Origin of the sequence: Luteolibacter sp. Y139, assembly GCF_038066715.1 — a bacterium.
In the GTDB taxonomy this organism is placed as follows: Bacteria; Verrucomicrobiota; Verrucomicrobiia; order Verrucomicrobiales; family Akkermansiaceae; genus Haloferula; species Haloferula soli.
On sequence record NZ_JBBUKT010000017.1, the window covers coordinates 36,349 to 55,485 of the forward strand.

Annotated in this window: 10 protein-coding genes; 7 read left to right on the forward strand and 3 right to left on the reverse strand. The window is 62.3% G+C overall.

The features are described 5' to 3' along the window. Positions 1–24: 24 nt before the first annotated feature. From WKV53_RS27235 to WKV53_RS27245, 3 genes are read left to right on the forward strand one after another with little or no spacing between them, the layout of a single operon-like run. Positions 25–474 carry a hypothetical protein gene (locus WKV53_RS27235; protein WP_341408008.1) on the forward strand — a complete coding sequence of 150 codons (450 nt, stop codon included), beginning with the start codon at positions 25–27 and terminating at the stop codon, positions 472–474. Between the two features lie 26 nt (positions 475–500). Next, a complete protein-coding gene (locus WKV53_RS27240; RefSeq protein WP_341408009.1) occupies positions 501–929 on the forward strand; it encodes a GNAT family N-acetyltransferase in 429 nt (142 codons plus the stop codon). Beyond that, positions 926–1,561: a flavodoxin family protein gene (locus WKV53_RS27245; RefSeq protein WP_341408010.1), complete on the forward strand. Its 636-nt coding sequence runs from the start codon at positions 926–928 to the stop codon at positions 1,559–1,561. The genes WKV53_RS27240 and WKV53_RS27245 overlap by 4 nt, the downstream gene beginning before the upstream one ends. A 21-nt stretch (positions 1,562–1,582) precedes the next feature. Here WKV53_RS27245 and WKV53_RS27250 read toward each other — a convergent pair whose 3' ends face one another. Together WKV53_RS27250 and WKV53_RS27255 are read right to left on the reverse strand one after the other, a co-directional pair. Further along, entirely contained in the window at positions 1,583–2,839 is a 1,257-nt protein-coding gene (locus tag WKV53_RS27250) for an oligogalacturonate lyase family protein (protein WP_341408011.1), read from the reverse strand. Between the two features lie 125 nt (positions 2,840–2,964). Further along, complete coding sequence (locus WKV53_RS27255; protein WP_341408012.1) at positions 2,965–5,634, reverse strand: bifunctional YncE family protein/alkaline phosphatase family protein; 2,670 nt, start codon at positions 5,632–5,634, stop codon at positions 2,965–2,967. 223 nt (positions 5,635–5,857) lie between these two features. On the opposite strand from WKV53_RS27255, the gene WKV53_RS27260 reads away from it, so the two are divergent. The 4 genes from WKV53_RS27260 to WKV53_RS27275 all read left to right on the forward strand — a co-directional run bounded on the left by WKV53_RS27260 (position 5,858) and on the right by WKV53_RS27275 (position 14,526). Then, a complete protein-coding gene (locus WKV53_RS27260) occupies positions 5,858–6,457 on the forward strand; it encodes a GAF domain-containing protein (RefSeq protein ID WP_341408013.1) in 600 nt (199 codons plus the stop codon). A 401-nt stretch (positions 6,458–6,858) separates the two neighbouring features. Next, a complete protein-coding gene (locus WKV53_RS27265; RefSeq protein WP_341408014.1) occupies positions 6,859–10,377 on the forward strand; it encodes a PSD1 and planctomycete cytochrome C domain-containing protein in 3,519 nt (1,172 codons plus the stop codon). A gap of 4 nt (positions 10,378–10,381) precedes the next feature. Next, positions 10,382–11,842 carry a DUF1501 domain-containing protein gene (locus WKV53_RS27270; RefSeq protein WP_341408015.1) on the forward strand — a complete coding sequence of 487 codons (1,461 nt, stop codon included), beginning with the start codon at positions 10,382–10,384 and terminating at the stop codon, positions 11,840–11,842. A gap of 248 nt (positions 11,843–12,090) precedes the next feature. Then, positions 12,091–14,526: an endonuclease gene (locus WKV53_RS27275; protein WP_341408016.1), complete on the forward strand. Its 2,436-nt coding sequence runs from the start codon at positions 12,091–12,093 to the stop codon at positions 14,524–14,526. Between the two features lie 22 nt (positions 14,527–14,548). Here the strand turns inward: WKV53_RS27275 and WKV53_RS27280 are convergent, their stop codons facing one another. Beyond that, a complete protein-coding gene (locus tag WKV53_RS27280) occupies positions 14,549–19,132 on the reverse strand; it encodes an ankyrin repeat domain-containing protein (RefSeq protein ID WP_341408017.1) in 4,584 nt (1,527 codons plus the stop codon). Between the last annotated feature and the right edge of the window lie 5 nt (positions 19,133–19,137).

The following is a 19,137-nucleotide window of genomic DNA, read 5'->3' on the forward strand; positions in this document are numbered from 1 at the left end:
TTCCTGACGTCCGAGGTGATCTCTATGAACGTTGCTCCCCTGAAAATCCCATCTCGTATTGTCCCCATCGTCCTTTGGTTCGCAAGGGTCGCCCTTGCCGCGGGATTCCTTTCCGCTTCGGCGGATCGCTTCGGTCTGTGGGGTGCACCGGGAGCGAAAGGAGTCGCTTGGGGAAATTGGGAAAACTTCGTTGCCTACTCCGCTTCGCTGAATTTCTTCGCGCCCGGTTCCCTTCAGGGAGCGCTGGCCGCGGTCGCCACCGCAGCCGAGATCCTGCTGGGTATCGGGCTACTCGTTCCGCGCCTTACCCCGTATGCGGCTGTCCTCGCAGGATTGCTGCTACTCACCTTCGGCTTGGTAATGACGATCTCCCTCGGAGCAAAGCCACCGCTTGACTACTCCGTCTTCTCTGCCGCCTCGGCCGCGCTCCTTCTCGCCATCGTGGCCCGGAAGGAGCGGAGCACGGAATCATGATTCCATCATCCGATCATCGCATTCCCATGGAAATCCACCACCCCGTCACCGATGCTGAGATCACGGCCTGCTTCGCTACGATTTCAGAACTGCGGCCACACCTGAACTTCGATGAGTTCCTCCCTCAGGTCCGCCGACAGGAGCAGCATGGCTACCGCCTCGTCGCAGTCCGCGAAGGTGGCGCGATCACCTCGGTGGCAGGCTATCGCATCACGGAATTCCTGATCTGGGGAAAATTCCTCTACGTCGACGATCTCGTGACTGCCGCCAGCCATCGAAAGAAAGGACAGGCCGCGGCGTTGCTGTCATGGATCATCGCTCATGCCCGCGAGACAGGCTGCAACAACGTCCAACTCGATAGCGGCTTCACGCTTCATCCAGCTCACCGGCTCTATCATTCCATGGGATTCCATCTCGCTTGCCACCATTTCAAGAACGATCTCCAACCCTCATGAATGCAACCCTGACATCCCCACTGTTAGCGCCGTCTTCAAATGATGCTCCGCTCATTGTTTCCATCGTCACCCATTCGCCCAATGGCCACACGGCGGCCATGGGAAAGGCGGTCGCGCTCGGTGCATCCGCCGTCGAAGGCGTCATCGTGCATGAGCACCGGATCTTGGGCTCGGACATTCACGAAGGACGCTGGCTCAATGAAGCAATCCTCGCCGATCTCGATGCGTCGCACGCCATCATCATCGGCTCGCCCACCTTCATGGGCTGCGTCTCCTCGCAGTTGAAATCCTTCATGGATACCACCAGCGAACGCTACCTCCACCGCCGGTGGGTCGATAAGGTTGGCGCTGCATTCACCGTCTCCGGCCTTCCCGCCGGGGACAAGGGCAACATGCTCGCGACCTGCGCCACCTTTTCCCTCCAGCATGGCATGATCTGGGTGGGCGTCGCTGAATCTCCCGTCTCCGGCCACGGCATCAATCGCCTGGGCTTCTTCACCGGCGCCGCAGGCCAAGCCCTCTTCGAACCTCCGACCGAAACCCCGAATGCCGAAGACCGCCTGACCGCCACATGTCTCGGTAGGCGCGTCGCCGAAGTCGTCGTCAGGCTGTACGGATCAAAATCGCATTAAGCTCGGCGCAGATGGCTAAGGCTACTCCAGCTTCACCCCATAGACGTGGATGTCCCCCAGCATATTGGAACGGAACACGATCATCTTCCCGTCCGGCGTGAAGCTCACATTCGGCTCTAGCTTGTAGTCGTGCTTCGACATGTTCACCAGCTTCTCCGCCCGGAACACGCCGGGCCTGACAAGCCCCGCCGACTCCGCTCCGGAGGAGTGAATCATCTCCGGCCGGAAAAGGTAAATCCAGCGACCATCCGGTGCCTTGGCCACCTGGCCTGAATCCCCTCCATCGCCGCAGAACAGGCTCCCGTCACGACTCGTATTGAAGTGGATGGACCACTCGTTCCGATCAAGGTGATACCAGGTCCGCTCCCCGGTTTCGACCTGGTAACCAGCCACGTAGAACACCTGCCCTTTGGGCACTTGCAGGTCATACCAGATCGTCTTCCCGTCCGCGCTCCAGAACTCGTGTCCGGCGATCTCCATCGCCATCGTTCGCTTGTGCACCAGCGTATTCCCGCTGCCATCGGCACGAATCGTCCAGATCCGGTCGACCTTCTGCCACGGACCTTCGTGACAATACATCAGCGCTGCAGGATCCGTCGGTGAGAAGAGCAGATGATTCAGCCAATCGGTGCTGTGAAGAATCGGCCGCGATTCACCCGTCCGGAGATCCATCGTGAACATCGCCATCGGTAATTTGGCCGCCAGCCGCTCCTCCATCATCTCGCCCTTGTTCGGAGGCACCTCGAGCGAATGTCCCTGCTGACCTGCCGCAGCTACTCCCGGACGAGGCTCATTGTAATCCTTTCCCTCGCCCTCGACATAGGTCCCCGCGGCCAGCGTCTCATCCGCATTGATCGTCGCGATCCGTCCGCGCTTCGGGAGATCGCCGATCTTGCGCGTTTCACCGGTATCCATCTGGGTCGAGTAGAGCGCGTTCTCCCCGCGCTTCACGTAGAAGACCGTCGGGGTTTTCCTGCCGACAGCAATGGCGCGCACATCCCCTTGGACCACCTGTTTGGCAGCGAAGGTCGTGAGATCCAGAAGGGAGATCCCGCCCGGCGTCGTGTAGATCATCCGCTTCCCGTCCGGCGTGTAGCCGTTCTCATTGAAGTAAAGGCTCGCCGAACCCGGCTCCTTCGTAAGCTGGATCACCTTGTGCCCAGTATCCGGATCGACCCAGGACTTTGGCTCTTCCTGAGCGACCGCCATGGGGAAAATGGCCGCCAACAAATAGCCAGCCAGCATGGCAAGGAAGCCGCAAGAGCGCGAGAAATGCATGATTGAGCCGGTGGGTTTGGAAATAGCTTATCGGAGACCGTGAATCACCGCAATACGGCTCTCCTCCGGCCGCTCCATCGCCGCTTTCCCTACCGTTTCGGGTTACCCCAAAAAGAAGTCTCCGTCTACTTCCCCACCGGAGCCGACCGGAACGCAATCGCCTGCCGCACCGCCGGAGGAGTGGGCGCATCCTTCCCCATCGTGGCGTGCCAGAGGATCTCGTTCAGTTCGAAGTCATCCACCCGATCATATTCGCTGAAGTCCATCTTGTTCGAGCGGTCCGAGCCGTAGGAGAGCTCGGTGTTCTTCTCCTCCACATCGAACTGCGCGGCCTCGTGCGTGTAGGGCGTGAGATCCGCGACATCGGTGAAGCTATTGAACATCGGCCGCGCCGCGGCGTCGTATTGGCTCAGCGGCTCCAGCCCCAGGATCAGCTCCATCGTGCGGATCATGCTCACGGTCGAGTAGAGCGTGCTGTCCACCACCTTGCGCTTCGTATACGGCGAAATCACCAGGCCCACGGTGCGCTGGGCATCGACATGATCCGGACCGTTCTGAGCATCGTCCTCGATCACGAAGATCGCCGTCTCTTTCCAAAGCGGGCCGCGCGAGATGTGATCCACGATCCTCCCGAGTGCTAGGTCATTCGAGGCGACACAGGCTTTCGGAGTAAAAGTTCCCACCGTGGTCCCGGTCGTGTGGTCTTCTCCCAGGCTCATGACAATCATGCGCGGCATCGTCCCCTCCTGTGCGAACTTGTCGTATTCCGCCAGGAAGACCTCGGCCTTGTCGGTGTCACGGTCCTTCTTGCCTGCCACTTTCGGAATCCCGTACTCCGCGCAAATGTGGCCGATCAGGCCGGGCACACGGCCCTCCATCTTCGTGGCGCCATTTCCATCGCTGACCCGCTTGCCGTATTCGCCATAGGCGCGGTAGGTCAGACCGGCGCGACCGCAGGCATCCCAAATGTAACCTGACGGCGCATTCTGAAGCTCACCCTCATCATCATCCTCCACGCCCTCGCGCTTCGAGTAGGTGAGGTGCCAATCGCGTGAAATATAGTCGGTCGCATAGGCCATCGTGCTCCACGGATGCCCATCGCGGCTCACCTGGCCGTTGCAGTAGAGATTGTCCACCAGCACGAATTCCTCGGCGAGCTTGTGATGGTTCGGTGTGACCTGCCGCGGGAACATGCACAGCGCGGGATCCCCATTGCCCTTCGGATTGGGTCCGGCAGCGAGGTCGCCGAAGACCTGATCGTAGGTGCGGTTCTCCTTGATGATATAGATGATGTTCTTGATCGGGCTCGGATCTCCGACGCGGGTCGGAATCGCCGTCTTCACCGGATGCGGAGCCGCGGTCAGCTGCTCGTCGGAATAGGGACAGTTCTGATAGACCTTCGCCGTGTAGTCCTTGAGCGTCGCCTCATCCGGCACCGGCAGCACGGTAAGGGCGCCGCTCATCAGCGTGCCGATGTAAGGGAAACTCCATGCCCCCCGGCCTCTCTTGGGGCTTCCTTCCTCCTTATCCTCGTCCTCTTCGGGCGCCTTATCCCGAATGGGATTCGCATGCGAACGCAGCCCCTTCCCCACGCCGATCAGCAGCTTCTTCCCATCCGGCGAAACCGCCACCGCCGAGGGATACCAGCCAGTCGGAATGAAGCCCTTCACACCCGATTGCCGCGGCTCCTCCACATCGATCACCGCGATGCAGTTGTTATCCGCATTCGCCACGTAGAGCGTGTCACCATCCGGCGCCAGCGCCAGCGATGCCGGCGTGCTGCCCTCCGGCGCTTTCGGAAAGAGCGCCGTGTGGATGGTCTCGATCACATGGCCTCGCTTGGTATCTACGACGCTCACCGTATTACTCGCCGAGCAGGCAACGAAGAGCCGGCCATCCTTGTGAAGCGCCATCTGATTCGGGTGATCTCCCACTGAAATCTTGTTCACGACCTGAAAGGCAACAGGATCGATCACCAGCACCTTGTCCCCTGCCCAATCGCTTACGAAAATCTGCTTCGGACCGACCACCACGTCATAGGGCCTCCCACCGACTTCCAGCACCTTCGATTCCCCCGCCTTGCCCTGGTCATCCTCCTTCAAGGAGATCGCTTCCAACCGTCCTAGATTCACATCCAGCGAATAAAGCAGGCCGCGGGATTCATCGAGCGCCACGCCGGAGCGGAATGCTTTCTCATCCACCGGCGGCGCGTCGCCCGCCTTCTTCTCATCGGGCTTGGCGGGAGCCGCTGGTTCCGGCGCGGGTTTGGTTTCCGGTTTCGCCCTGACTGCCGCCCTTTCCTGGGCAGGTGTGGGCTCGGGCGGGCTCGTGCGAGTGAAACGCCCGTCCTTCAGGTCGAAGCTGTGCAGCCTTCCGAAGCCGCCGCCCGACCACCAGACCTTCCCCGCGGCTTCATCCATCCCGAGGCCGAACCAACTCTGCCGACTGCCCGTCCTCGCGAGCTGCACCGGTTGCTCGCCGCTGATGTCCACCAGGTAGAGGAAGTGCCGGTTGTATCCGCTGGTCGCGATCAGCACCCGCTTGCCATCCCTGAGCGGAGTCACATTGAGCGGCATGTCCGTGGTCTCGAAGTGCTTTCCCACCGGCGTGAGATGCCAGCCATTCGGCAAGAGAAAGCCGGACTCCGTCGGCCCCGCCGTCCGCGTTGCTTCCTGAGCGGACGCGATCCCTCCCAATGCAAGCAATCCGCAGAGCGAAGGCATCGCCAATGCCACACGGGAGTGATGCCGGATGATCGTGAGAAAAGCCGCGGAAGTGTGTGGAAGCGTGGACATGGGAAAGAGGGCCATTGGCAGGTGATTCAGAGTGATTGCTACGAAAACTCCCCGTGGATTCCTTCCCCCCTCAAGCCGCGGTTCGCGACAAACAAGTTGCAAACGAATTTGAAAGGCTCCGCAACACCACCTCCCACCCCATTCATCCGAACACCACCACATTACCCACTCCATGCTTCCCCTCCCAACGGCATCGGGTAACAAGTCTCTTACTCCCAGAACCATGAACACGGAATCCCCCTGCGACCTGGAATCGGTGATCGCGACCGGGCGCCTCAAGCAGCGGCCGAATCGCGCACCTGATCTTGATGGCGAGACCCAAGCGCTGCTGGAGATGGTTCACGATGTGGCAAAGGCACCCAAGACCTTCTTCGACAAGCTGATCACGGAAGTCCTCGAAAACACCCATGCGGATTCATCCGGCATCAGCCTTCTCGATGAAGAGAAAGGCAGGTTTTTCTGGCCTGCGGTGGTGGGCGGACTGGCTTCCTACATCGGGGGCGGAACACCTGCTGACTTCGGTCCTTGCGGCACGGTCTTGGAGCGCGACGCTCCGGTGCTTTTCATCCACCCCGAGCGCCACTTCACCTACCTCCAGTCGATCTCTCCTCCGCTGGAAGAGGTTCTCCTGATTCCGTTCCACTCGGACGGGAAGCCCGTCGGAACGATCTGGGCAGTCATTCACGAGAAGGACCGGCACTTCGATGCCGAGGACAAGCGGCGACTGGAGAACCTCAGCTCCTTCGCGGCGTCGGCCTATCAGGTGCTCGTGAGCACGGGTGCCTTGAAGGCGGTCCTGGCGGGCAACACGGTGAATTTGTGAGGGTCGTCGGGCTCACCTATGAATAATTGGAGGTGCAGGTTTCTCCTTCACCACCACCGCGCAAAGTGCCTGCATCCGGCTTACGCCGCGGGCCTCGCCGAGAGGATTTCCGATCGCCAAACCCGCCCTGTAGATTTGCCCGACAAACCGCGTGCAAATGCTGATGCCAGCGCCGCTCCCGTCGTGGCCTTTCCTTCTGCAACCATCGATTTTCGGGAGCAATCTGCGCCTTGATTCCCTCGGATTCTCCGGACCTCACGCTCTCTTTTAAGCGACCTCGCTGCCGCTCTCATTCGGGGAGTTCGCCTCTTCCGACCCGGCTAAAGGCTCGCGTATGAAAGGCATTTTTGCTCCCTTGGGTATTCCCGACGCCCACGATCCGAACCCGTTTCCTTTCCGCCTTGAGAGTCCTGCTGCCGATCTGCTCGTTTTCCATTCTCGCGCTTCCCACTCTCCTGAGTGCGGAACCTGCCACGGTCGACTTTAGCAAGGACGTCCGCCCCATTCTCTCGAATCGCTGCTTCAAATGCCACGGCCCCGATGAAGGCGCGCGCAAGGGCAAGCTCCGCCTCGATCTCAAGGAAGCCGCGCTCGGCGCCGGCGAATCCGGCAAGACCACGATCGTCCCCCACAAGCCGGACGAAAGCGAACTCGTGAAGCGCCTCCACTCCACCGATCCGGAGGACATCATGCCGCCCGCGAGCGCGAAGATGGAAATGCCGGAAAGCGAGCGCGAGATCCTGCGTCAATGGATCGCCCAAGGTGCGGAATACAAGGATCACTGGGCCTTCGTCCCACCGGTCAAAGTCACCCTTCCAGCCGGCGACACCAAACCAGCAATCGATCAGCTGGTGCAGAAGCGTCTAACAGCCGAGCACCTCAAGCCCTCTCCGGAAGCTGGCAAATACCAGCTCATCCGCCGCGTCTCGCTCGACCTCACCGGCCTGCCGCCATCGCCGGAGGAAACGCACGCCTTCGTCAACGACACCGCGCCCGATGCCTACGACAAACTCGTCGATCGCCTGCTCGCCTCCCCTGCCTATGGCGAACGCTGGGCACGCCGCTGGATGGACCTCGCCCGCTACGCCGACACCAATGGCTACGAGAAGGACCGCGAACGCAGCATCTGGCCATGGCGCGATTGGGTGATCCGCTCGCTCAATGACGACATGCCCTTCGATCAGTTCACGATCCGGCAACTCGCCGGTGACATGCTGCCCGGGGCTACTCCTGACGACATCGTCGCCACCGGCTTTCACCGGAATACGATGCTCAATGAAGAAGGCGGCATCGACCCACTCGAGTTCCGCTATCACGCGATGACCGACCGCGTGGCCACCACCGGCATCACCTGGCTCGGCATGACCGTGGGCTGCGCGCAGTGTCACACGCACAAATACGACCCCATCCTGCACCGGGAGTATTTCCAGCTGATGGCCTTCATGGATAACACGGAGGAGATCCGCTACGACTTGCCGGACCCCACCTTGGCCGAGCGGCAGTCAAAGCGGGACCGCGAAGTCGCTGACCTCATCGCCGCGCTTCCGGAAAAGTGGCCATCACCTCCCCCACCCGCTCCCACGCTCACCTCCGTCACCAGCGAGTCCGGTGAAGTGGCGAAGATCCTTCCCGATCAATCCGCCCTCTTCTCCACACCCGGCGCTGCCAAGGACACCTACACGCTCTGCTTCGATGCGAAGGGCGGCACGATCGATCGCATCCGCTTGGATGCCCTGGCGGATGCCGGTATTGTTTCCGGTGGGCCCGGAAGGACTGGCCACGGGAATTTCGTGCTGAGCGAAATCGAAGTCTACACCCGCCCGAATCGACCGAATGCCGAATGGCAGCGCGTCGAACTCGCCAGCGCAAGCGCCGCCGTCGAACAACCCGGTTACCCCGTGTCCGCCGCCATCGATGGCAAACGCGAGACCGGCTGGGCAGTTCAGAAAGACGGCGTGCCTCTCAAGACGGACAAGGATGCCACCTTCACCTTCAAGACCCCCGTCGATACCCATCGCACCCCTCACTTCATGGTGAAGCTGGTGCAGGACTACGGCAGCTCCCACACCATCGGTCGGCCTAGGATCTCGGTCAGCGGACCGGATGACAAGAAGCCCGAAAACAAGGACGCTGTTAGACTCGCCTATGACGCATGGCTGGATCGCACCCGTGACGCCACCGTGCCGTGGACAGTGCTGGAGCCCGTGAAGATGGATTCGAATGAACCCATCCTCACGCTGGAAAAGGACAAGTCCGTCTTCGTCTCCGGCGACACCACCAAGGACGACCGTTTCGTCCTCACCTTTAAGGATTTCCCAGCCGGTGCTTCCTCCATCCGGTTGGAAGCGCTCGCCGACAAGCGGCAGCCCGCCTACGGCCCCGGCAAGACCTACTATGAAGGCCCGAGCGGTGATTTCCTGCTCTACCGCATCATCGTGAAAGCCGACGGCCAGGAGCTGAAGATCGCCTCCGCCAGCGCGAGCAACAGCAGCAATCCACAGCTCGCCATCGATGAAGACGACCTCACCGGCTGGGGACCCGCCGGCCGCTTCGGCGAGAATTGCCAGGCCGTCTTCAATCTCGCCGAGCCCCTGCCCCGTGCCCGCGAACTCACCGTGGAGTTGCGGATGGGCCGCCACTACGCCGCCACCCTCGGCAAGTTCCGCCTCTCCGCCACCGATGAACCAGCCAAGGCGCCCTCCCAAGTCCTCCCCCACGATCTGGAAGAAGTCCTCGTCACCGGCGACAAGCGCAAGATCGATGCCGCACGCCCCGAGCTCTTCCGCCAGTTCCTGCTCAATGCACCGGAGCTGACAAACGAAACCAACGCCATCCGCGAGCTGCTGAAGCCGCTCTCCACCACCTCCACCCTCGCGATGGCCGAGCGCGATCCACAGCACCCGCGCAAGACCTTCCGCCACAATCGCGGCGAGTTCACCCAGCCCGCGGAACCCGTCTCGCCGAACGTGCCCGCCTTCCTCCCACCTATGGACCCGAAGGAGCCGAAGAACCGCCTCGGCTTCGCCCGCTGGCTGGTCTCCCGGGGCCATCCGCTCACCGCGCGCGTCACCGTGAATCGCCAGTGGCAGGCATTCTTCGGCATCGGTCTCGTGAAGACCCTCGAGGACTTCGGCTTCCAGGGAGAGATGCCTAGCAATCAGGAGCTGCTCGATTGGCTCGCCGTGGACTTCATGGAAAACGGCTGGTCCATGAAACGGCTCCACCGCCAGATCGTCACCAGCGCGACTTACAAGCAAAGCTCCAAGGTCACACCCGAGCTGTTAGAAAAGGACCCACAGAACCGCCTGCTCGCCCGCGGCCCGCGCACCCGGGTGGAGGCTGAGATGGTGCGGGACATCGTCCTCAGCTCCGCCGACCTGCTTTCTCACAAGATGTATGGCCCCTCCGTCCGGCCACCCCAGCCGAATAGCGTCACCGAAGGCGCCTACGGCGGCATGTCCTGGGACGTCAGCCAGGGCGAGGATCGCTACCGCCGCGCGCTCTACACCTTCGCGAAGCGCTCGGCTCCCTTCGCCACCTCCATCACCTTCGACGCCCCCACCGGCGAAGCCTGCATCGCCCGCCGCGAAATGGCGAATAGCCCGCTACAGTCACTGGTGCTCCTCAATGACGAGGTCTTCTACGAAGCCGCCCAAGTGCTCGGCAAGAAAGTCGCCGCACTCCAGGGCACGCATGCGGACAAGGTCACCTACATCTTCGAGCGCTGCCTCACCCGCCCGCCCGAGGCCAGCGAGACGGACATGCTCGTCACCTTCTACAACGGCCAAGTCGAACGCTTGAAGAAAGGCGAACTGAAGACCGCCGAACTCATGCCCGCCGGCTCCACCGACGACGAAGCCGCATGGATGATGACCGCCCGCATCCTCCTCAATCTCGACGAAACCATCACCCGGAACTGATCCGATGAACTGCCACAATTCCCTCTTCGCGAGACAGCATCTCCCGGGCAATGACGTCAGCCGCCGTTGGTTCCTCAGGGAATGCGGCCTCGGCGTCGGCAAGATCGGCCTCGCCTCGCTGTTAGGCGACGCACTCTTCCAAAGCGCCGCAGCCGCCACCACTGCAGCCACCTCACCCATCGGCGCGAACTACCCCGGCAAGGCCAAGTCGGTGATCCACCTCTTCATGGCCGGCGCGCCATCCCAGCTCGATCTCTTCGACCCGAAGCCAGAGCTCGCGAAGCTCGATGGCAAGCCCCTCCCGCCCTCCGTCACCAGCGGCCAGCGCCTCGCCTTCATCCGCCCGGATGCCGCGGTCATGTCATCGCGCTTCAAGTTCGCCCAGCACGGCCAGAGCGGCGCATGGATCAGCGAGCTGCTCCCCTACACCGCGAAGATCGCCGATGACCTCTGCTTCGTGAAATCGGTCAAGACCGACCAATTCAACCACGCCCCCGCGCAGATCTTCTTCAATACCGGCTTCCTCCAGCCCGGCCGCCCCAGCATCGGCTCATGGGTCACCTACGGCCTCGGCTCGATGAACAACAACCTGCCCGCCTTCGTCGTCCTCAGCACCGGCGCAGGTGTCAGCGGTGGCGCGGCGAATTGGTCCAGCGGCTTCCTGCCCACCGTCTACTCGGGCGTGCGCTTTCGCAATTCCGGCGACCCGATCCTCAATACCGCCAGCCCCCGCGGCGTGGATGACAAGCTCCAGCGCGACACCATCGACGTCGTCTCACAGCTCAATCGCCTGCAACTCGCCAGCGTCAGTGATCCCGAGATCTCCACCCGCATCGCCGCGCACGAGATGGCTTTCCGTCTCCAACACAGCGCCCCGGAACTCACCGATCTCTCCGGCGAGAGCGAGGCCACGCTGAAGCTCTACGGCATCGATGACATCAAGAAGCCATCCTACGCACGCGCCTGCCTGCTCGCACGCCGCATGGTCGAGCGCGGCGTGCGCTTCATCAATATCTACCACGAGGGCTGGGACGCCCACTCCGACCTCGCGGGCAATCACGGCAGCATGTGCAAGGCCACCGACCAGGCCAGCGCCGCCCTCGTCACCGATCTCAAGCAACGCGGCCTGTTAGACGAAACCCTCGTCGTCTGGGGTGGTGAATTCGGCCGCACCCCGATGGTCGAGACCAATCCTACTCTAGGTCGCGCCCTCGGCCGCGACCACCACCCCTCCGCCTTCACCGTCTGGATGGCCGGTGGCGGCATCAAGCCCGGCCTCAGCTACGGAGAGACCGATGACCTCGGCTACCAGGTCGTCGACAAGCCCGTCCACGTCCACGACCTGCAGGCCACCATGCTCCACTGCCTCGGCATCGATCATGAGCGCCTCACCTACTTCTACGCCGGCCGCCACTTCCGCCTCACGGATGTCCATGGCCACGTGGTGAAGGACCTGATGGCGTGATGCGGATTCGCCTCCTTGCAGGCATCCGGTATTCACCCGAACACCATGAGCGTGAGTGATTTGTCACGCCCGGGACTGGCGCGCGCCTTGCTTCTCGCGTGCCGGACCTGCATGGTCCACCGGTCTCGTTTCAGGGCGGCCCCCGTCGTCAGGAACGCGACCTCAGCCATTGCCGTTTCTCCCCCAAGCACGTCCTTGGGCCCCCGATGCGGGGAGCGGGTTCTCGAATCTTCGAACCTCGCCGCATCGTGTCGCTATCCAGCCTCCCGCACCGCCTTCGCTTCATCGGCCTCCTCCTTGTCTGGCTGACCGGAATCGCCCTCTCACAGGATCCCGCCTATAATCCCCCTGCCGGCTACTACTCCTCCACAACCGGCCTGACCGGCACGGCACTGAAGTCGGAGCTGAATCAAATCATCCGCTCCCACACGGTGATCCCCTACACCGGTTCCGGCACCGATGTGTGGGACGCGCTCAAGGTCCTCGACGAGGATCCGAACAACAGCTCGAACGTCATCCTGGTCTACAGCGGCGCGAGCTGGCCGAAGTCCGACACCAATGGCGACGGCAACACCGGCACCAGCGCCTCATGGGAACGCGAGCACTGCTGGCCGAAGTCCTTCGGCGTCGAGGACACCGGCCCCGATACCTCCGACCTCTTCAATCTCCGCTCCTGCCGCCGCTCGGTGAACGCATCGCGTGGCAACCGGATCTACGATCAAGCCAATCCCGGCTCCACCGCTCCACCGAATTGCCCGGAGTGCCTCTACGATCCCGATGGAACCCAAGGCGAAATCTGGACGCCGCGCCCTTCGGAAAAGGGCGACCTCGCACGCGCCATCTTCTACATGGCCGTCCGCTACGATGGCCGCGACACCGGCACGGTTGATCTGGAGCTCGCCAACATCGCGAACGTGAACAACGGCGTTTTCGGCAATCTCGCCACCCTCATCACGTGGAATCAGGCAGACCCCGTCAGCGAAACGGAGCGCCGCAGAAATCATCTCATCTACACCCAGTTCCAGCACAACCGGAACCCCTTCATCGATCACCCTGAAATGGTCGCCCAGGTCTTCGGCTCGGCGCCCGTATCGCCGGTGCTCACCATCACCATGACGCCTCCGTCCTTGAACGAAGGAGCCACTGGCTCCGGCACCGTGAGCATTCCCGCTGCGGTTGGCTCACCCGTCATCGTGACGCTTTCAAAGATCGGTGATGCCACCAATACCGAGCTCTCCATTCCACCTTCGGTCACGATTCCCACCGGCCTCACTTCCATCGGCTTCACGGCAAACGCGCTCATCGATGGAGTGTTCGACAGCGACAAGTCGGTTTCCGTGAAAGCAGAGGCCGCAGGCTACGATACCGGCCTGACCGCGGTGACCATCGTGAATGTGGATCCGCCATCGGGAGGTGGCTCGTCCTCCACGCTCATCACCGGTCCCGGACACTACGAGCAGAACTTCAATTCACTGCCCGACACCGGTTCGCCCACATGGACGGACAACCAAACCATCGAAAGCTGGTATGCCCAGCGCTCCGGCAATGGCACCACCATCGTCGCGAATAGCGGCTCGGGCACGGCGGGCGCTCTCTACAGCTATGGCACCTCGGCCGCCGACCGCGCCCTGGGTTCTCTCGGATCCGCCAATGCCGCAGCCGGCAGCTTCGCCTGGGGCGTCACCTTCCGGAATGGGACCAGTTCCACCGTCACGCTAACCACGCTCGCCTACACCGGCGAACAGTGGCGAAACGGTGGCGCCGGCGCCGCCCAGGCCATCACCTTCTCCTACCAGAAAGGCTCAACGGCAGTCACGAGCCTGACTCCCACCAGCGACACCGGCTGGACTTCACTCAGTGCCCTCACCTTCACCTCGCCCATCAATTCAGGAGCCGGCACCGCCCTGGATGGCAATGCCGCTGCCAACTCGGTCCACCTGTCATCCAACGTGAACCTCCAGCTCGCCCCTGGTGAATGGATCACCTTCCGCTGGCGCGATATCGACCACGCCAGTACGGACCACGGCCTCGCCATCGACGACTTCCGCCTCGATTGGCAGCTCCCTCCACCACCGGTCATCACCAGCACGCTCGCCGCCTCCGGCCAAGTCGGCACCCCCTTCAGCTACACCATCACCGCCAGCCAGAGCCCGACCTTCTTCGAGACCGAGTCACTGCCTGATGGCCTCTCGCTGAATGGCTCGACCGGCGTCATCTCCGGCACTCCCACCGAAGCCGGAGTTCACGAGGTCGACATCCTCGCCGGCAACGACGGTGGCGTGGACGTGAAGACGCTGGTGCTCACCTTCAACAGCGCAGGCACTACCTTTGCCAGCTGGAGTGGAGGTGCGACACCCACCGATGATCTGATCCTCGCCTATGGCGTCGGCGGAGCATCCAGTCCGCAGGCCAGCAGCGTCTCCCCGGTCCTGACGACCGACTCCGGCGATCTCGTGCTCACCGCGATCGTGCGCGTGGATGATCCTCACTTGAGCGTGATCGGAGAAGCGGTCACCCATCTCGCCAACTTCAGCACTCCGGGCTTGATCACCATCGTCAGCCCCACGACTGCCGGCGTGTCTCAAAGCGGTGTCCCCTCCGGCTGTGAGCGCCGCCAATACCGGATCGCGACCACTGGCGCGGCGCGGCGCTTCATCCGCCTCCGCGTCGAACTCGCGAACTAGCAGGACCGGCGTGCTGCCCCTGTCACCACGGGGGCAGCTTGCTCACCCTCTGCTGAAGTGCGGCCTCCGGCACCATCCAGATCGCAGGCATCGTCACCGTCTTCTCCCCGGCAAGAAAAACGAGATACTGGTCCTTCCACTTCCCAAGCACCCGCACGTTGTAGCTGCCCTCCTTGATCACCTCGTTCGCGGTCGGATAACGGTATTTCTCTCCCGACTTCCTTTGCTCGGGAGGAACCCGGAGCGCGAACATCTTGCGATTCATCAGCGGATCTTCGACCGGCGTGGCGACCACTGGCACCGTGCGGAATTTTCCCGTCCTGCTCGGCTGGGTCAGCCATGCCGCGCGGAAGTCCATGGCCGCATTCGCATCCTTCACCAGCGCAATCGCCGCCGGCACCTCGCCGTCGAACGGATCCTCGGTGATGAAGACCTTGTTGCTACCCGCGGTCAAATTCCGGTGCGTGAGGAATAGCGGATGGTAATGGCCATACCATTCATTCCGGGCCTTGCCCCTTTCGGAGGCGGTCAGGGCCGCCCAGCTGTTAGAGTCCCACGAGAAAGCGGCTGCCTTGCTCAAGGTGGGATCGATGTAGTCGGCTTCGATGCCCGAAATGAGAACCAGCCGTTGGTCCCCCACGTCAATCTGGTCGATCCAGGTATGCGGATGATCGAGAGGCATCTGCGCCGGCTTGCGCTGGGTGGAAACCAGCGTGTCGGTGATCTTTTCTCCCGTGACGGCGACCACGGAGCTGGCGTCGAATCGCACATTGCCGATTTGCGGCTGCCACTGGTCAGCCACGGAAAGATAGAGCACATCTCCCCGAGTCCGGAAACCCATCGCGATCACATTCGGCAGCGGCAGCTCCACGGTGGAAACCCTCAGGCTCTGCCGGTCGATCGCATACAACCGGCCCGGGCGCGGACACTTGAGAAAGTACGCGTGCTTTTCCCCAAGCAACACCGGCCGGACCAGCGAGGGATCGATCGGCGCAATTTGGGTGGGGGCTGCCCACTCGCTGTCCAAGTCATTCTCCTTCGGTAGCTCGATGGTTCGCACCATCCGGTCCGCCAGCTGGATCACGTGAATGACATGACGGCAGCTCGGCGGAGTCTGCTTGTTGCGCACATCGCCGCCAGCTTCGTAGTAGGTCGCGGGTAACCACAGCTGGTCGTGGTCAAGCGCAGCCTGGGTGGTGCGCGCGAATTGAGCCATGTTCCCTGCTTCCGGCAGCGTGAGCAAATGCGTGAGTGGCAGCGGGCCATCATCCGCAGGAGCGGGGCCGGACTTGGCTTCAGCCGGCACCAGCTTCGCGAAAGCCTCGGCTTCCTTGGGAGTCAGCAGGTTTTGCTCCCGGAGGTGATCCCAGATCGCAGCAAATTGCGCCGGCGTCAGGTGTTCCTTTCCTTCACGCGCTGCAGCATGGTCGATCCTCTCCAGCAGGAATTTCTCCCGCGCGGACGCTTCCATGCGCGGCCATCGCAGCAGGTCATGATACCACGCCGCCATGCGGGCGAATTCACCGGTGCTCGTAAAGTCGCCGGATGGTTTCGCGATCAGGCGATCGATCCCGCCGGGCCCGAGCAGATAGCCTTTGTTGAACACGGATTCCCATCCGGGCGCTTCCATGCAGCCGAAAAAACGACCCCACTCGCGCCGAGAATCGTCCAGAGGGGATTTCGATCGTTCGGGATCCGTGGAGACCGCCAGCATCCGCCGGAGAGACTGAACCCGCAGAGCCCTTTCGGTCGCACAGGCTGCCTGCACCCCGGCGACTTCCAGCGGCCACGCCTTCGCGATGCCATCCATTCCAGCGAGCTTCATGGCAAAGACGCGGAAGGGATCTTCCGGGCCGCAGTCTCGCTCCGGATCGCCGCAGCGTTCGCCAAGCCAGTTGAGCAGATGGCGAAAGTCATCATGCGCTGGCTTTTGCCCGGCGATCTCCGTGAGACGGCCGAAGATCTCTTCCAATAGCCCGGCTGCATGGCGGACGTAGAAGCTGTCGCCGGAGCCCCGGGCCAGAAGACTCCGCAGTGTGTCCATTTCACTGGCGTGGCCCTTGCAACGCTTCAAATACTCGCGGGTGAGCTGGATGATCTCCTGATCGAGTTGCTCGAACTCGCGCCCATAGCGGTCTTCAGCCAGGCAATCTTCCATCATCAGGCGGTAGAACTTCAGCTCCGCCAGCGCCTGCGCGATGATCTCATTGTAGACCGTCGACCTTGCCCCGCCCCAAGGCCGCACCTGACTGACCAGTTGCCGGTCAAGTCCGGCCACATACAGCCTCGCGCAATCGCACAACGCCAGGAACTCGGGCAGCGCGGAGGCATAGCTGAGACGCACCCCAGGATCGATCACCCGCGGATCCTTCCTCACATGATCGCAGCCGTATTTCTGCTGGATCGGCAGCCGGTCGATCGCCGCCTCGGTCATCGTCCGGAGCAGCTCCTGATCGCGGTAGCCGAGGATGTAGGAGGCATTGGCAAGATCGAAGGCATCGCGTGGGTACTTCGCTTCCAGGAACCATCCCGCCTGTTGTGCCACGGACTTTCCTTCATCAGGTGAAGCTCCTGTTCCGCCCGCGGTTGGCACCGGATCACCCGCCTTGAGATCGAGCTTCGTTGCCAATTCCTTCCAAGCTCTCTCGGTCAAGCTTGCCAGCTCGCCGGTCTTCCCGCGCACCGTCACATCTTCACGCCGCGCCTGCGCCGGTGACGACGCCGAGAGCACCAGCGAAACGTCACCGGCCGCTTCAGTGGACATGCTTCCTTCGATCACCCACGCGGCCTTCCAGTAGGAGTCTTGGCCGGTGAGGGCATTCTCGGCCTCCAGCGGCTGCATCTGCCGCAGCGTCAGCAAGCTCACTCCGGGCTCACGCATGACCCGGCCGGGCAGCATCAGATTCACGTATCGAACCAGCTCCAGGCACTCGCGGGTGCGATTCACCGGTGTGAGCGGAATCAGGGAAACCGCGGTCCCCTTCTGCTCCGTGGCGATCTTCCCCCGGCGGACCGCGTCCAGCACCGGTGCCAGGCGATTCTTCACCCACTCCTCGCTCGGCTCCGAGTATTCCACGATTTGGCGGAGCACCGTGGCTCGCGTCGCCGCCGAGAGGACCGTGACCTTGATGAAGCGCCGGTCCGCGACCTTCATTTCCCAGAGGAATACCAGTTGATCCGCAGGAATGAGTCCGAGATCCAGGCCTTCCGCTTCGTTGTTCTGGCCGGACAGCTTTTGAAGCAACTTCTCACTGGCCACCTCGCCGAGTTGATCCCGCTCTAACAGCGTCACTCCTTCGATCGAGGAAAGCTCGCTCGTGAGCAGGGCGACATGATTGGCAAGCGAGCGGGACGCGACCACGGCGACCGATCCGGGAGCAGCGGGCTTGTCCTTGCCATCGGGGTGGATCGCAGGAAGCGGCTCATCGACGATGTTCACCGGCACCATCGTTTGATGCTCTTCCGGCCCCGCCTGACGCGCTGCGGTGAATCGGGCGGTGAGTTGCTCCAGCGTCGGAGGCGCCTCACGGATTTCGCGGAACAGGAAGTTCATGATGTCCCGCTTGCCCGCCGCAGCGGCAAGCATCGCCGCCCATCGATACTCAGGGACGTGCTTCCCCGCATCCTGGACTTTGGTCAAAAGACGGACCTTCTCCATCGAGCCGGCCGCGGCCGCGAAATCCAGCGGGGTGCGAGGGCTGAAGTGGGGCGCAGAGCAGAGCTGAAAGGGATCTGCCCCGCGGCTGAGAAGTGCGGCCACGACTTCGGTCGAGATTCGCGGATTCGCCGCAGCACGATGCAGCGGCCCCTGGCCCGTTGTCGTCCGCGTTTGAACATCGGCCCCATGGGCGAGCAGTTCCCCGGCAATCTTGTCGTAGCCGACATAGGTGGCGAAGAGTAGGGCACTACGGGCATAGTAGGGATTGATCTGGTCACCGGGAGAGACGTACTTCCCACCCCAGAACGCTTCCGGCCACGGCCATCCGGCATTCGGATCAAGATCGGGATAAAGCTCGAATAGAACCTTCAAGCTCGCCAATGCCTCCGCTCGGACTGCCGCCCCTGCCGGTTGCCGGTGAAGATCCTTGGCCGGATAGACTGCGCCATGCTTCTTCAGTGCGCGGATCATTTCCGGCTGATCCAGCATCGCGGCAACGAAGAACGCCGTCGTGCCATCTTGCTCCACCACGTTGGGATTCGCTCCTCCCTTGAGCAGTGCTTCGACCAACTCCGGCTTGCCCGTGTAGGCCGCATAGGTCAGCGGATGATAGCCACCCAGATCAGGCTGATTCACCAGCTCCGGAGTAATGCTCCGCTGCGCCGTAGCCATGTCCTCCACCCGGATCGCAAGCGTGAGCGCCGTGGTAGCCGGCCGCTTCGCGATCACCGCACCTTGGCTCTCCAGCCACTCGCGATCCTCATCACCGAGCTGCGCCACCTCCAGGTTCAATTCCTTCCCCTCCTTGCGAACGACCACATGAGCCTCATCCGCCATCCGGACGAAATCCCCTTCGATCTTCCTGCCTTGGGTATCCGTCCACATCCGGGCGAAAGCCATGGACGAAATCAAGTAGGCCAGTGCCAACGCCAGGGAGGTGCGTTTCATGATAG

What these genes read in the sequence shown, in the direction of transcription:
- WKV53_RS27235 (WP_341408008.1), top strand. Translation starts at nt 25, where the DNA reads ATGAACGTTGCTCCCCTGAAAATCCCATCTCGTATTGTCCCCATCGTC.
- WKV53_RS27240 (WP_341408009.1), top strand. Translation starts at nt 501, where the DNA reads ATGGAAATCCACCACCCCGTCACCGATGCTGAGATCACGGCCTGCTTC.
- WKV53_RS27245 (WP_341408010.1), top strand. Translation starts at nt 926, where the DNA reads ATGAATGCAACCCTGACATCCCCACTGTTAGCGCCGTCTTCAAATGAT.
- WKV53_RS27250 (WP_341408011.1), bottom strand. Translation starts at nt 2,839, where the DNA reads ATGCATTTCTCGCGCTCTTGCGGCTTCCTTGCCATGCTGGCTGGCTAT.
- WKV53_RS27255 (WP_341408012.1), bottom strand. Translation starts at nt 5,634, where the DNA reads ATGTCCACGCTTCCACACACTTCCGCGGCTTTTCTCACGATCATCCGG.
- WKV53_RS27260 (WP_341408013.1), top strand. Translation starts at nt 5,858, where the DNA reads ATGAACACGGAATCCCCCTGCGACCTGGAATCGGTGATCGCGACCGGG.
- WKV53_RS27270 (WP_341408015.1), top strand. Translation starts at nt 10,382, where the DNA reads ATGAACTGCCACAATTCCCTCTTCGCGAGACAGCATCTCCCGGGCAAT.
- WKV53_RS27280 (WP_341408017.1), bottom strand. Translation starts at nt 19,132, where the DNA reads ATGAAACGCACCTCCCTGGCGTTGGCACTGGCCTACTTGATTTCGTCC.